Origin of the sequence: Chryseobacterium phosphatilyticum (assembly GCF_002899825.2) — a bacterium.
GTDB classification, from domain to species: Bacteria; Bacteroidota; Bacteroidia; order Flavobacteriales; family Weeksellaceae; genus Chryseobacterium; species Chryseobacterium phosphatilyticum.
The window spans coordinates 195,482-211,118 of record NZ_PPED02000003.1; the positions used below are offsets into that span (position 1 = coordinate 195,482).

Below are 15,637 nucleotides of genomic sequence, written 5' to 3' on the forward strand. Positions count from 1 at the left end.
AGAACAAAAAAACAATAAGCGATTTTACAGTGTTTTGTATTTATTCAGATGGTATTGGCTTTATCATCATATCCGTGATCTTACTGATTATAGTTCCGTGGTTATGCTCCTGAAAACAAGAATAATGATATCAAAAAATATACAAATAATTACTAAGATTTTAAGAATGAACAAAATATTAATATATCTATTAAGCTTTTTATTTTTTACCCAGATCTCATGTCAGGAGAAAAAAGACGATAAAAAAACTAAAACTATGACAAAATATGAATGGACTGAAGGGACCTCTGCTCCCTTGGGATACCCGATGGAAGTATACAAAGGAGGAATAGAATGCGAAGGTGGGGAATGGGTAGGATTAGGCTTTGGTATCATACCAGGGGATGGTCCTTGGGGCGCTATCAACCATGGGATGGGAAATGGTTTTAAAAGTCTTCCCACCCGCTTGGATTTTGTCTGGATGTCATATATGGAAAACCAGTTTTATATGATTGATACCGCTATTGATACGGCTAAAATAAAAGAGTATTTCAGTAAAGGGTATGATACAAAAGTGACAAATGGCAGCGGTGAAATTGAGCATTTAAACTATGATGAAATTGGTGTTGGAATGGCTCCCGGAGGTGTAGTGGTAGTTTGGGTAGTCGGTGTTGGAGTTCAGAAGGAAGTAGGCCGATACCAGGGAAAAAAAGTAACGATTCCTGAATCGGAAATTGCTAAGCTGGATAGCCATGAAAACCGTTTCTGGAGGAAAGATTACCTTGATGAAGTATTTAATAATGGCAAGGTAATCCCTGCCGAGGTGAGAGAGAAAAATAAAGGAAAAGAAATTCCATTTGGTTTGTGGGATACTTACAGAATACGATACAGCTGGAAACCTGTTTTCGAACTGCCTGAAAAGGGTAAGCTCAATTCATTAGCAAATGTTAAGATATCTACAATTAATGGTGAAAAAGAACAATTTGACACTTCAAAAAGTATATTGGCTGAAAATGAACAAAGAGCAATCCCAAGAAGGATTATTTTTGACTATGTTGGTATGGATAATAAAGTGTATGGCGCAAATTGTGATCTAAATGAAAACTCAAGTTTCGAAGCTTTTAAAGCTATATTTAGTGATGATCCTAACTCAACTAAGGCTGATATTATTGTTAAGGTTAATGAGGCTAACAGCTATTTTACAATAAAGCTAAGAGGTGAAAATGGAAAAGAAGCTTTTATAAAGACGGATACAGTAGAAGTTTTTTAAAGAAAAGATCAACAGATAAATTTATTAATAATGATCTTTCGATAAAGTAAAGCTAAAATAGCTATTAATCATTTACGACCAATGAACGAGTTAATAAAATATTTACTAAGCTTTTTACTTTTTACCCAGATCTCGTGTCAGGAGAAAAAAGACGATAAAAAAACTAAAACTATGACAAAATATGAATGGACTGAAGGGACCTCTGCTCCCTTGGGATACCCGATGGAAGTATACAAAGGAGGAATAGAATGCGAAGGTGGGGAATGGGTAGGATTAAGCTTTGGTATCATACAAGGGGATGATTCTTGGGGCGCTATCAACCATGGAATGGGAAATGGTTTTAAAAGTCTTCCCGCCCGACTGGATTTTGTCTGGATGTCATATATGGAAAACCAGTTTTATATGATTGATACGGCTATTGATACCGCTAAAATAAAAGAGTATTTCAGTAAGGGCTATCAAATAAAAGCAACCAGTGGTAGTGGTAATATTAAGCATTTGAATTATAAAGAAATTTGTGTTGGAATGGCTCCCGGAGGTGTGGTAGTGGTCTGGGTAGTTGGTGTTGGAGTTCAGTAGGAAGTAGGCCGATACCAGGGAAAAAAAGTAACGATTCCTGAATCGGAAATTGCTAAGCTGGATAGCCATGAAAACCGTTTCTGGAGGAAAGATTACCTTGATGAAGTATTTAATAATGGCAAGGTAATCCCTGCCGAGCTGAGAGAGAAAAATAAAGGAAAAGAAATTCCATTTGGTTTGTGGGATACTTACAGAATAAGATACAGTTGGAAACCTGTCTTTGAGTTGCCGGAAAATGCTAAACTAAACCCATTGACAGATGTTGGAATGTCAGCTGTTAATGGTGAATGGGAGCAGCTGGATGCGGAAAGAAATCCGTTAACGGAGAGTGAATGGAGAGCAATACCAGTTACTATTTCATTTTCTTTGGTAGGATCAGATCAAATCAGGTATGAAGCCGGAAGTAGTCTTGATGAAAAATCGGCTTTTGAGGCCTTTACTAAAGTATTTGGTGATGATCCTAAATCAACCAGAGCAAGTATCGTTGTTAAAGTAAATGAAGCGTATAGTTTCTTTACTGTTTTATTAAAGGGAGAGAATGGAAAAGAAGCTTTCATTAAAACAGAGAATTTAGAAATGTTCAAATCTAAAGTAAAGTATAAAACTAATTGATAACAAAACCTGATTGGCTATGGGAAAGACATTTGTATACAACACTGGCAATGCTAAACCTCCTGTAGATGAATTGCATCTGGAAATAGGGGTGTTCTTTGATGGAACTTTAAATAACTTGAAAAATAGTGAGTTAAGGATGAAGTACAGGGATGGAAAGAATAAAATGGAAAGTACCGATTCCAATGATGAGATCCTGAGAAAAGAGGAAGAGATCGAAAAAACGAGAGCCCAACAGGAAAAGGAATATAAAAAGCTGGCCAATAAAGACATCACTGATAATGATGGTGAATATGAACGATATCTCAAAGCAAGCCACAGAGGATGGTTAGATAAACAGGGGGTTGATAACAGTTTCAGTAATGACTATACCAATGTGGCCAGGATGTACCAATGTTGTAGACAAAAAACGTATGGAGTCTATGTAGAAGGAATCGGGACACTGGATAACAGCAGAGATGTGGATGATGGGTTTCAATATGGCTCTGGTAAAACCGGCGTACGGGGAAAGGTAAGGAAAGGATGTGAAATGGCCGCTGAAAGAATCAAAAAGCTTATTCTTGATGCAAATGGTAAAGTAAAAGTGACAAAGATTACCATTGATACTTTTGGATTTAGCCGTGGAGCAGCCGCCGCAAGAAATTTTTCTTACGAAATCAACAGTTATAACAAAAGACCAAAAGATGTTGAGATAAAAAAATCCAGAAAGGTGGTAGGATACACTCAGATAGATTCTCGTGAAGGCCCAGTAACGGTTCCGGAATATGGAGATATTTGGATAGATAAAGATAATACAGAAGTAGATCCAAAATATATTAAAGATGGTAAACTTCCAAAATTTGGTTTTTTAGGATATTATCTTTTAAGCAAGAGAATTTTATCAGAACAGCAACTTGAAGAATTAGATCTGGATGTTCGTTTTATCGGAGTATATGATACGGTATCCTCTTATGAGGAATATGGTGATATGGGAGGAATCAGACGTGTGGGATGGGAAGGAATGAAACATTCTACGTTAGGATCTTCGTACAATTTCGGAGATGATGTAGAGCAGTTACAGCTGTTGAATCCAGGGTCTTATTTCAGAGCGGTTCACTTTACAGCAGGTAATGAGCACAGGGAAAACTTTTCGTTAACGAGATTCCCGGGTAGTATTGAAAAAGAGTTTCCGGGAGTTCATTGTGATATCGGCGGAGCGTATGAAAACGGAATGGAAACTGTTGATGAAATAGAGACATCTAATCATAAACCGGTATGGTTTTTAAATAAACGCATGCAACATCTGATCGATGAGCATTGGTTTACAGATAAGCAAATTGAAATTAATAATAGCTTCCTGAACGTTCTGACTTTGGGAGGAGTATATCGCAAGATTACCGGAATCCGTTTTTTAAGAAAAGAATACAGCTATATCCCACTTCATTTCATGGAAGAACAAGGGAAGGAATTGTATGATCATCAATTGATGTTAAAAACAGAAACAACTTATTCCATAGATCACGATCAATACCTGCCTTCCGCGAAAGATCTATTACATCATTATGTTTTTGAGGATGGACAAAAATGGAGTTTCCAGACAGATGAAGAATACGAAAAAGAAAAGCAAGAAAGAGCATTACAAAGACTCAATAGCCCGGAACCGGTACAGGAATCTGTGCCTGGTCCGCCGTTAGATGAAAATGGTAATAAAATGAAAACGACCACTTTACAAGAAGTTACGGTTACAGCTTATCATCCTCAAACTTTGTTGAGGATTATCCGTAATCAGTACCTCCATTGGTCTGCCAACAGGGATTGGATGGGGATGGACCCTAATAGTAATTATGAAAGAGTAATATATCCGTAATGATGCTTAACATATTGCAAAACCTTCATCAGAAAATATACAGGCTGGAAACGATTTTCACGGAGCAAAAAAATCCCGTTTATAGGATCACAAAAAGCTATGCCAGACAAATTGAGGTTTATTATTATGGGAAAGTAAAAGAGGAACATCAGTTTCAGGTTTTAGTGGTTGATTTTAATTTCTCTGACGAAGAAGATGCAATGGGTAAGTTGATCAAAAAAATCAGTTATTTATTCGATGAACTGGAATGTAAAGTAGATGCGGAAGGAAATATTACAGCAGTCGATAACCTGCTTTTCTTACGGATGAGATGGCTTAAAATTCAAAACGAATTATCAAAGACACATAAAGGAGAAGCTGTTGATAATTATTTCAGCAGGGTAAGCAGTCTGCTCGAAGATGAAAGAAAACTCATTGATTTTTTAGGAGGGTATAATATGTTTGGCTTGCTTTTCAATGGTTTATTAGAATCATTTGATACAAAAAGAAAAAGAGAATCTTCAGAAGGATTTACAGAAATAATGACTCCTGTGAAAGTGGGAGATAAAATGATTTTAAAAATCAGTGCTCAAAATCTTGAACAAACAGAAGTGGAGGATTTCAGAGGGGTATTTGTCTGTAAAGGGGATCAATATGAAGAAGGCTTTATTGAGATTAAAAAACAGAATTCTCATTTAAAACATTCATTATTATGGATAGGTTAAAGAACGATGGTGAAGGAGATGTTCCTGAAACTCATAATCAGACCTCGGCACAGAATCAGATGAAGGCAGATAATCAACAGAAGATGGATGATCAACGGGCAGAAAATGAAGAAAAAGATAAAAAGGAAGAAGGTTTATTATTGGCCATAGATGGGGCGAAAATAAAATTCAATGCTCACATGGGAACATTTAAAGTGTTGAGTAATGTGCCAACAACACAGGATAAACTGACAGGAACCATTGTGGAAAAGCAAATCCCCAATTTTATTTTTGATGATGGTTTTCAAATGATTGCCCTTACAGAGTGGCAGGATTTTGGGACTGCAAAAGTTCAGGAAAATTATGTTCTGTTAAAGAAATCTACTTTACCGGGAACAGGAAAAATGCCTGGAAGTGTACCACCGGAAACAGGGAAGATAGAATTTGTAACTTCCGGACAAGTAAATGCTCCGGAAAGTATAGATGCAAAGGGGGCGCCGGTGCCGGAGCAAAAGGAAGATAAGAGATGTTATTGTGACAGGGATTTGACAATAGATGAATTAAAACTGATTATAAAGCAACTCAGAGCATCTGAAAAGAAAAATTCTACAGCAATATTTGATGATGAAAATTGCCCTTTACAAGAATCCGATAAAACAGATGAAAGATTACTTGTTGAAATAAATGCAATGTTTAAAACTTATCATATTAACACTTGTATCAGAAAAATACATTTTTTTGCACAATGTTATCATGAAACTGCCAGATTGGGAACAACTTTGGAATACGCTAGCGGCGTAGGATATGATCCGGGGAATCATCCTGAATCGAAACAACATGGGCACACTGAAGTTGGTGATGGTCCAAGGTATAAGGGACGAGGGGCAATGCAATTGACTTGGAGAGATCAACAAAAAGAATATTTTAGTTATGTGATTTCAAAAAAGCTTCAATTGTTACAAGGAAAAAAGATTGATGAATTATTCAATAGGAAAAAGCAATACCAAGAAAAATATATTTATACGAAAATTAAGTTTGATAAAGATGGAAAGCCTGTTTTAGATAAAAAAAAGAGGAAAATAAAGGAGAAAGTAGTAGATTTAATAGATGTAGATAGTGCCGGATTATTAGCTAATAATTTATTTTTTGCGATCGATTCAGCGGGATGGTTTTGGGATATTTATAAAACTATTGAATACAGTTCAAAAGCTAATAAAACAAAATATAGAGAAATACTACACAAAAATTTGAATGAAGTTTCAGATTACGGAGATAAATACCTTAGTATAATTTCGAAATTTGTAAATGGAGGAGGGAATGGGATGGCAGAAAGAAATGTGTATTACAATGAATTGAAGACTAACGTATTTAAGTTTAACACAAATTGCATCAATCGTGATAAAATCAAAAAATAGGATATTGAAAGTGATACTTGTGTTTTGTATGCTTTTTCTGAGTTTTGTTTCGGCTCAGTCTCATTATTATGATCTTGATCAGGATAACATTCAAGATACTGTTGTTCTGAGTAAAGGAGTGATAACTGTCCATTTTGGAAATAAAACTTCTGGTAGCTTTGAATTACCGGAAATTACTACACTCACAAATACAAAAATTGGATATACTAATCCTTATGAGATTACAATATATTATACCGGAGATAAAGTTTTGTATGGTACAATTACTATTTTTTATAAAAGAGATTGGTATATAAAGAATGTTAATTTTTATAATCCTTGCCAGGAATGTAAAGATCAAAATTTTAAAATTTTAACTAAAAATATCAATCTCCCTATTCATAGCATAGACCCCGAAATGCTTGAAATTGATTCAAGAGGATTTAAATCATTAATATTTTTCGATCAAAAAGATATATTAGAGCGATATAAAGATATAAAGAAAATCTATATGGACCTATCTTACTATCCTTTATTAGCAAATAGTTTTAACGAAACAACAACATCAAATTTTAAAAAGAAGTTTATGTTGTCTCAAACTAATCTGGATACCGTTAATAATGTAGCATATATTCTTTCTGAAAATGGGAATCAAAAAGCTGCAATTGACTTGCTGGAGCAAATTATTAAAAAATTTCCTTCCAGGACAGTTGCTTACCTAAATTTAGCTGATAGCTATTGGCTGATAGGTGAAAAAGAAAAGGCTGTAGAAAATTATAAAACATATCTTTCTTTAATGAAGTCTCAAAGAAAAGATCTTAATAAAGTCCCAAAGTATGTTGGGGAAAGAATAAAATGATAAAATACCTGCTTAATATATTATTTGTTTCTGTGTTTAGCATGTTTTTATATGCATTTTAAAAGATTCTTCATAATATTCTCTCATTAAAAACATTCATTACCATGGATACCTTAAATCAAGACGGAAACAATTCCGAAACTCATAATCAGACCTCGGCACAGGATCAGATGATGGCGGAAAATAAACAGAAGATGGAAGAAATGCGTGCGGAAAATGAAGAGAAAGATAAAAAGGAAGAAGGTTTATTATTGGCCATAGATGGGGCGAAAATAAAATTCAATGCTCATACGGGAACATTTAAAGTATTAAATGATGTACCCACCACGCAAGACAAGCTCACAGGAACTATTGTCGAAAAACAGATTCCCAACTTTATCTTTGATGATGGATTTATCCTGACACAGCCCACAGAATGGCAAAATTTTGGAACAGTAAAAGTACAGGACAACAAAGTTTTGTTGAAACAATCATTTTTGCCGGGAATCGGTGCGATACCGGGAACACCGCCGGAAACAGGAAAAGTTGAATTTGTAAATTCCGGGCAGGTGAATGTTCCGGAAAGTATTGATGCAAAAGGCGCGCCTATTCCCAATAAAGTTGAGGTTTTAAAAAAGTTTATAATTCACTTCAGGAGAAATGCATCATACAAGGGAGAGTTCGGTTTTGACTGGATGAGAGATGAATATATTTATCCTATGACAGCCGTCGGTAGTACAAATAAAGAACTAAGTCTGGATCCTGCACAATTGAAAACAGAATATAAAACAACGGATGTTTTAAATCCTGTTTCTCCTTATGGAAAAGATTATTATTGTTCATTTCTGAATTTGATGTTAAATCAGGAGGTAGAATTAGACATAGAAGTAGAAGAACTCGAAGCTTTGGCAGCTGATGCTACTGAAATTATTTTTGAAAGCAGTAGTCCTGATCTTACCATAAATCCTTCAAACATTCCGTTAAGTACATTAATCGCAGGTGGGAAGAAAAATAAACCTTTGGGTGGAACTACTTCCAGAGATTATTACTTAGCAGCTAATCAGGTAAAAGTAAAATGTAATAAAGCTTTGATAAAAAATGAGCAGATAAAAGTTTTTGCAAAATTTAAAGATGCGGCATCTGGAGCAGAAGATAAAAAAGAGGTAGGGAAGATGATGGTGATGAAGAATAGTGATCAGTCTAAGTATACAATTAATGTGTATGTGATAAAGTCATATTTGAAAAATCATACATCATTTGGATTATCTACAGTTGATACTGAATTTAATAAGATTGGTGGACTAACAGGTTTAGAAAAATATTTGAATGAAAACAGTTTAAATCAGGGATTAATACAAATAAAAGTCCTTCCTCTGCCGGATTGGGTATTTACTGAGCAAACTCTTGTAAATACATCTGATACACGCAATACTCCATATACAGGAATGATAACTAATAAGGTTACAATGTTAATGGATGATGCGAAGTATATGAATTTTATTAATGACAGATTTAAAGTGGGGTATCCTGCTATAGCCGGGAAAAAAGGGCTTTTTATTTATCTTACTCCTTTTTTAAGCCCGTCAGCTGGCGGAGCCAGTTATAATGTTCCACTTACAAGCAAACATATAATATTATTTAAAAATAATTTAGATCACCTATCCTCCTATTCTCATGAAATAGGCCATAGTTTAGGGTTAGAGCATTTTTTCTTAGATGGAACATTAACAGTGAATCAAGAAATTGCATCCGTTCAGACGAAATTAAATGCAGAAAAAGCTGATAAAAGGAATCACTTTGTAACGAATGCCGCATACTATTCAACACACCCTGGAGAAAAGACTAAAAATGAGAATATTTATGATCAAAATATAAAAAATTACGAAGACCAATTAAATGTTTTAAAAAAGAATAGTCATAGATATATTAAGCAAACTACTGAAAATATCATGGATTATAACTTAAGAAAGCAAATTACTTTTGATAAATGGCAATGGAAAGTAATTCAAGAGGAGACTAAACAGTATTACCATTAAAATTTTATATTATGATGAATAAATTTTCAATAATTATATTTTTTCTTTTTTGTACTTATAATGCTCAGAAAAAAATTACGCCAAAAAAACCTGTAGTCAAGCCTGTTTTAAAAACGAATTATAAGCTTGCATGTGGAGTTTCAGGAGTAAATTTTAAAAAAATTGATAATTGGTACAATGAAAAATATGTAAACGATAAAATTTCTCCCTATAATTTCAAGAAATCAAAAAGTATAAAGAAAGTAAAGGAGCAATACTCATTTAAAAAAGATCAGCTGTTCCATTCCGGAAAGAAAGTGGACAGTCTTTTGGTCTATTATCGCCAAAGCGAAAATATTAATTACTTAGTATATATTGTTAATGGAATGTCAACGGGATATACTATAAATGCTAATAATAATCCACAACCCAGTATGTACTCAGTTACCTACAATAAAGATGGAGATATCACTTATAATTATTTGGAAAGTAATGTTTTTTTGGCTAAAGGAAGCGGTTCTTTTAAGGGATATTACTATGCAGAATGGAATGGTAAAAATCAAAGCTTCAGTAAAGAAATTTTAAAAGAAGAAGGCGAGGTAAAAAATAATTACAAAGTTGGGGAATGGAAATACTATAATAATGAAGGGAAAATAGACAGTGTCAAAACTTATACTCTAAAAGATGCTGTTGATGTTCGTTTCCCGCAATGTATTTTTAATAAAAACGAACCGTGTTATTAATGATCTTAAAGGGTGTCATTTATTGCCAACTAGAGTTATAAGAAGTTACTAAAAGCAATTCCCATTTAAAACATTCATTACTATGGATACCTTAAATCAATACGGAAACAATTCCGAAACTCATAATCAGACCTCGGCACAGAATCAGATGAAGGCAGATAATCAACAGAAGATGGATGATCAACGGGCAGAAAATGAAGAAAAAGATAAAAAGGAAGAAGGTTTATTATTGGCCATAGATGGGGCGAAAATAAAATTCAATGCTCACATGGGAACATTTAAAGTGTTGAGTAATGTGCCAACAACACAGGATAAACTGACAGGAACCATTGTGGAAAAGCAAATCCCCAATTTTATTTTTGATGATGGTTTTCAAATGATTACCCTTACAGAGTGGCAGGATTTTGGGACTGCAAAAGTTCAGGAAAATTATGTTCTGTTAAAGAAATCTACTTTACCGGGAACAGGAAAAATGCCTGGAAGTGTACCACCGGAAACAGGGAAAATAGAATTTGTAACTTCCGGACAAGTAAATGCTCCGGAAAGTATAGATGCGAAGGGAGCACCGGTGCCGGAAAATAAAGATAATAAATGTCTAAATTGTTCTGCAGAAATAACTGCTGAATTAATAAGAGAAACAATCGGTGTAAAAAAATTAAGTGAAAAACAACAACTGATCATAAACTCAATACTACCTTATTTAAATAAATATAGAAAAGATTTTGGTTTAGATACATGCTTAAGAAAGGCTCATTTTGTTGCACAAATTGCTCTTGAGTCAGCTTCATTTACGACATTTGAAGAAGGAGAAGAGTATTACTCCAGTATAAGTTTAGGCATTTTTAGTTCCGCTACAATTCAAATCAATGCAACTATTGTGGAATCTTTGAAAGATCATTTAACTTCAATTTTTCAAATAATTGATTCTAAAGGAAATGTAATTCCAAAAACAAATGATGAACTTAAAATAATATTATTAAATGAGAAACCATCTGTCATAGATGGGGAATTATATGCAATATATAAAGGAGGAAAAGATCCAAAAAATCCCAAAAAAAGGATAGCAAAAGTACTTAAAGAAGTTTTAAAATCAGATAAGTCACTAGATTATAAAATAGTATTGCAACCTCATACTTATTTTGGAATTCCTTTGATGTCTAGAGCTTATGCACCTTATTCTGGGGATACAAGAGGACTTGGAAATGGAGATGAGCTAACAAGAGATGGGTGGAAATTTAAAGGTAGAGGTTTAAAACAAGTGACAGGAAGAGCAAATTATGGTAGTTTTTCAAAATATAGAAATAAAAATACTTTTACTGATGATACGACAGGACCTATAGATTTTGCAGAAGAAAAACAAGGAGTACCTTTAAAAGGGAAATATTTAAAATTATCTGAAGATCCAATGTATGCTACTCAGTCTGCACTATGGTTTTGGAATGAAGGAACAAAATACAATAAAAAAACAGCAAAACAGCATGCTGACAATGATGATGTTGATTCTGTTTCAAAAGCTATTAATAGATATGATACGAAAGCACTTCCTAAAAGGGCAAAAAACTACGAAAGGGCAAAAATTGCTTTTGGAATCAAAGAACATTATGAATCTATAAAATAAAGAATAAAATGATAAAATACCTGCTCAATATATTATTTGTTTTGTTTAGCATATTCTCATATGCACAAAGTGCTTCTATCTTAAAAGATTCAGTATGTATTTCTAAGGAATGTTTTGAGTTACAGGAATTAAAAATAGAAACTAAGAATACAGAAATTTACAAGAAAATTCAGAAAAGCTACGATGTCTTGAACGGTACTTTCTTTGACATTCCGGAAAAAAGATTGAAAGCAAAAAAAGATACTTTAAAAAACTTAATTTCAACAAACGCTTTACGGGATAACCAATTTGGATTTGAAAAATATAAGATATTTCTGAATAAAAGTAGATTGCTTAATATATCTGTACATATTCAGTCTTATGGTTCCCCATGGGAAGATACTACTTATTATTTCTTTGATGAAATTAATGATACTGAGGTTGGAGAAAAGTTATTCGTAAACAAAAAAGTTTTTCTACAAATATGTGGTAAAAAATTAAAGACTGATAAAAGAATATCCTTTCAGATAAAGAGTATCAATCAATATAAAATAGATACAAGTAAAGAAGGAAAAATAACAGGTATAAACCTCATATTTCATGATGAGAAAAACAGGACAAATAGTGGCTATCCTGAATATTCGGTTTATTTTACATGGAAAGAAATTGAAAAATTTATTACACCACAATACAGAAGACGATTGATAGAATAGTAATTTCCATGTACTGAGCCATAGTCAATCAGATTCAAGTAATATGGTATTTGATTTATATTATTTTTCTCATTAAAAATATTCATTACCATGGATACCTTAAATCAATACGGAAACAATTCCGAAACTCATAATCAGACCTCGGCACAGAATCAGATGAAGGCAGATAATCAACAGAAGATGGATGATCAACGGGCAGAAAATGAAGAAAAAGATAAAAAGGAAGAAGGTTTATTATTGGCCATAGATGGGGCGAAAATAAAATTCAATGCTCACATGGGAACATTTAAAGTGTTGAGTAATGTGCCAACAACACAGGATAAACTGACAGGAACCATTGTGGAAAAGCAAATCCCCAATTTTATTTTTGATGATGGTTTTCAAATGATTACCCTTACAGAGTGGCAGGATTTTGGGACTGCAAAAGTTCAGGAAAATTATGTTCTGTTAAAGAAATCTACTTTACCGGGAACAGGAAAAATGCCTGGAAGTGTACCACCGGAAACAGGGAAAATAGAATTTGTAACTTCCGGACAAGTAAATGCTCCGGAAAGTATAGATGCGAAGGGAGCACCGGTGCCGGAACAGAAGGAGGATAAGAAATATTATTGTAATAGAGATTTCACACCTGATGAAATAAGAGAAATTGTAATTGCATTAAGAAAAGGTGAAATTACTGGATATACAACACAAAAAACAATTGAAATTGTGAATGGAGTGAAGAAAAAAGTTTCCAAAAAGGTTGCTTTAACAGTATATGATATGCGCCATACTAAAGATTTATTATTTGCAAATCAATCTGATATCAAACGAACTGAGCATCTATCTGTAGAGGATTCAAGTTACGATAAAGTGACAGATTCTATTAATAAAGTGCTTAAGAATTATGATATCAATACTTGTATTAGAAAAATTCATTTTATAGCACAAGCTCATCACGAATCTCACAGGTTCCGTGCTACATTTGAAGGTAGAACAGAAAAAAATACACCATCAAATTATAGTGGAGGTTACAATTTTCAAGGAAGAGGTTTTATGCAAATTACTCACGATTATAATTATGTAAAATATTATAATAAAGTGTTTAAAACAAAAGAAGATTTAAAGGATAAAAATTTTTATAAAGATAAATTGATTCCGTTTGCCCAATTACTAGCAACAAATGTTGAATATGCATTTGATTCGGCTGGTTGGTATTGGAAAAATGATGATAAAGTTAATGCGATTGGAGTAAATATGAACGTAGCTGCAGATCAAGATAATACACTTTATGTATCACAAGGGATTAATGGTAAGGTAAAACATCCTAACGGTTTGGAAGAGAGAATTAAATATGTTGCTGATCTTAAAAAAATTATGAAATATGAAAATTGTATCAATAATAAGAAATAAAGCGATCCATTTATTAATTTTTGTATTAATTGGAATTCTTACTAATGGTCAAGAAATTAAAATTTGGAATAAACCTTTAAATATCAATATTATAATTAATCAACAAGTACGAGAAGATAGTGTCTATTTATCAATTGAAAAGAAAGATAATAAATGGTTAGGTAGAAATGTAAATATAAAAACAGTTAATTATTGGAGCAATGCTCCTATAGAAGTTACCGCTGATTGTTGTAAAAAGAATTTTTTGATTATCAAGAGAATGTTTCTAGGAAATAATATTGTTGGAGATAGACTTTATTTTAAAAGAAATAAAGATAAATATTATTTCAAGGTTCTTAAGGAATTTGAACAAAAGACAGACTAATCTATCATTAGTTTTTAATATGTATCAAGAATCTTTTATTCTGAAAAGTGGTAAGAAGTATAAAATACAAGGTTATGATAATGGTAATTACTTGGGTCGAAAGATTCTTAGTATTTCCCTAAATAAAAATATATTGTTCTGGATTATATTTTAAAAAATAGATGAAGTAACAGGCTGATACATTATCGAAAAATGGTGCAACACATGAAGTGTGAATTTAAAAGATTCTTCATAATATTCTCTCATTAAAAACATTCATTACCATGGATACCTTAAATCAAGACGGAAACAATTCCGAAACTCATAATCAGACCTCGGCACAGGATCAGATGAAGGCGGAAAATAAACAGAAGATGGAAGAAATGCGTGCGGAAAATGAAGAGAAAGATAAAAAGGAAGAAGGTTTATTATTGGCCATAGATGGGGCGAAAATAAAATTCAATGCTCATATGGGAACATTTAAAGTATTAAATGATGTACCCACCACGCAAGACAAGCTCACAGGAACTATTGTCGAAAAACAGATTCCCAACTTTATCTTTGATGATGGATTTATCCTGACACAGCCCACAGAATGGCAAAATTTTGGAACAGTAAAAGTACAGGACAACAAAGTTTTGTTGAAACAATCATTTTTGCCGGGAATCGGTGCGATACCGGGAACACCGCCGGAAACAGGAAAAGTTGAATTTGTAAATTCCGGGCAGGTGAATGTTCCGGAAAGTATTGATGCAAAGGGAGCACCAATACCTTCTGTTCCTATTGTAGTAAGCATTGGCAGGGTTATCAGAGGAAATCCGTATGTAGGAAGGAATGCAACATCAGTGGCAGGACTCCCTGATAGTGTTCCTTTAAATAAAACTTATGAAGTGGAAGTTACCGTAACAGGAGCTGGTTCTGTTAATTTATCAATAAAAAATTCAAGTGCTGATAATGGCGATGCCAGTATTACCCCTTCTACTATTACAACTACCACTACAGTTATTGTAAAAGGAACAGCTATGACCAAGCCGGGACATGGAGGTCAACTTATGATCGAAGCTAAAGTAGGAAGCGATATAAAGGCCACTTCACAGGGGTTTAGTGTATGCTGTCATCCCATTAATTATACTGACACTTATGTTGGTGAGGTGAATACTTCCAGCAGACTGGGAGTTATTGTTCAGGATGGATGGAGCTCTGATAATGGCGTTTTTGCAGATTTAAAGGAAATAGAAATTAAAGAAGTGGTTGACTATGTAGGTAGAAATGATAATCCTCCTTTTCCTGCTAGAGGTGGGCCGGCTAATAATTCAGGATATCTGGCCGGAGATCAGCTGACTCAGGATACTCATTCAATGGGGAGAGCAAGTATTACTTTAGGCACAGCAGGAATATCAGAAGCCAATCAATTGTGTATATATAAATGTAAATGCTGCGGCGCTGTTGATATTGTTCATCCGAATTCTGGTTTTAAAAGAATTCATGAAGTATTTAATACAGGAACCGTTAGCATACCTCAATGGAAACATCGAACAAGAAAAATTGGAGCTGCAGTAACAATAGGTGGATTTATAACCGGAGCAGGAAATGCAAATGTAACAAGTCAGGATCATAGTTTGCCTTAAAAAAA

14 protein-coding genes are annotated in these 15,637 nt (G+C 33.6%); all 14 read left to right on the forward strand.

Annotation, left to right across the window (positions count from 1 at the left end; genetic code table 11):
• Positions 1 to 166 precede the first annotated feature (166 nt).
• The 14 genes from C1631_RS12940 (at position 167) to C1631_RS13005 (ending at position 15,632) form a co-directional block, all read left to right on the forward strand.
• Positions 167 to 1,249: a DUF2931 family protein gene (locus C1631_RS12940; protein ID WP_165828292.1), complete on the forward strand. Its 1,083-nt coding sequence runs from the start codon at positions 167 to 169 to the stop codon at positions 1,247 to 1,249.
• An 81-nt stretch (positions 1,250 to 1,330) separates the two neighbouring features.
• A complete protein-coding gene (locus C1631_RS12945; protein WP_109712567.1) occupies positions 1,331 to 1,828 on the forward strand; it encodes a DUF2931 family protein in 498 nt (165 codons plus the stop codon).
• A 177-nt stretch (positions 1,829 to 2,005) separates the two neighbouring features.
• Positions 2,006 to 2,440: a hypothetical protein gene (locus tag C1631_RS12950; RefSeq protein WP_109712569.1), complete on the forward strand. Its 435-nt coding sequence runs from the start codon at positions 2,006 to 2,008 to the stop codon at positions 2,438 to 2,440.
• Between the two features lie 19 nt (positions 2,441 to 2,459).
• A complete protein-coding gene (locus C1631_RS12955) occupies positions 2,460 to 4,286 on the forward strand; it encodes a phospholipase effector Tle1 domain-containing protein (protein ID WP_109712571.1) in 1,827 nt (608 codons plus the stop codon).
• Positions 4,286 to 4,990: a hypothetical protein gene (locus C1631_RS12960; protein WP_109712573.1), complete on the forward strand. Its 705-nt coding sequence runs from the start codon at positions 4,286 to 4,288 to the stop codon at positions 4,988 to 4,990. Before C1631_RS12955 ends, C1631_RS12960 begins: the two co-directional genes overlap by 1 nt.
• The gene (locus C1631_RS12965) at positions 4,978 to 6,384 is read left to right on the forward strand and encodes a hypothetical protein (protein WP_109712575.1); all 1,407 of its coding nucleotides are present in this window, start codon (positions 4,978 to 4,980) and stop codon (positions 6,382 to 6,384) included. Before C1631_RS12960 ends, C1631_RS12965 begins: the two co-directional genes overlap by 13 nt.
• Before the next feature lie 10 nt (positions 6,385 to 6,394).
• Positions 6,395 to 7,222 (forward strand): tetratricopeptide repeat protein, encoded by an 828-nt coding sequence (locus tag C1631_RS12970; RefSeq protein WP_228441262.1) that lies wholly within the window; start codon positions 6,395 to 6,397, stop codon positions 7,220 to 7,222.
• A 104-nt stretch (positions 7,223 to 7,326) separates the two neighbouring features.
• Positions 7,327 to 9,237, forward strand: coding sequence for a zinc metalloprotease (locus C1631_RS12975; protein ID WP_109712579.1), 1,911 nt, complete (start codon positions 7,327 to 7,329; stop codon positions 9,235 to 9,237).
• 11 nt (positions 9,238 to 9,248) lie between these two features.
• Complete coding sequence (locus C1631_RS12980) at positions 9,249 to 9,959, forward strand: hypothetical protein (RefSeq protein WP_103249072.1); 711 nt, start codon at positions 9,249 to 9,251, stop codon at positions 9,957 to 9,959.
• A gap of 148 nt (positions 9,960 to 10,107) precedes the next feature.
• On the forward strand, positions 10,108 to 11,577 hold the full coding sequence (locus C1631_RS12985; RefSeq protein ID WP_123966679.1) for a hypothetical protein: 1,470 nt from the start codon (positions 10,108 to 10,110) through the stop codon (positions 11,575 to 11,577).
• 188 nt (positions 11,578 to 11,765) lie between these two features.
• Entirely contained in the window at positions 11,766 to 12,269 is a 504-nt protein-coding gene (locus tag C1631_RS12990; RefSeq protein ID WP_165828293.1) for a hypothetical protein, read from the forward strand.
• Between the two features lie 90 nt (positions 12,270 to 12,359).
• Positions 12,360 to 13,661, forward strand: a complete 1,302-nt coding sequence (locus tag C1631_RS12995) for a hypothetical protein (RefSeq protein ID WP_103249073.1) — start codon at positions 12,360 to 12,362, stop codon at positions 13,659 to 13,661.
• Positions 13,633 to 14,025 carry a hypothetical protein gene (locus tag C1631_RS13000; protein ID WP_109712585.1) on the forward strand — a complete coding sequence of 131 codons (393 nt, stop codon included), beginning with the start codon at positions 13,633 to 13,635 and terminating at the stop codon, positions 14,023 to 14,025. Before C1631_RS12995 ends, C1631_RS13000 begins: the two co-directional genes overlap by 29 nt.
• Before the next feature lie 263 nt (positions 14,026 to 14,288).
• A complete protein-coding gene (locus C1631_RS13005) occupies positions 14,289 to 15,632 on the forward strand; it encodes a hypothetical protein (RefSeq protein ID WP_109712587.1) in 1,344 nt (447 codons plus the stop codon).
• Positions 15,633 to 15,637: the final 5 nt, after the last annotated feature.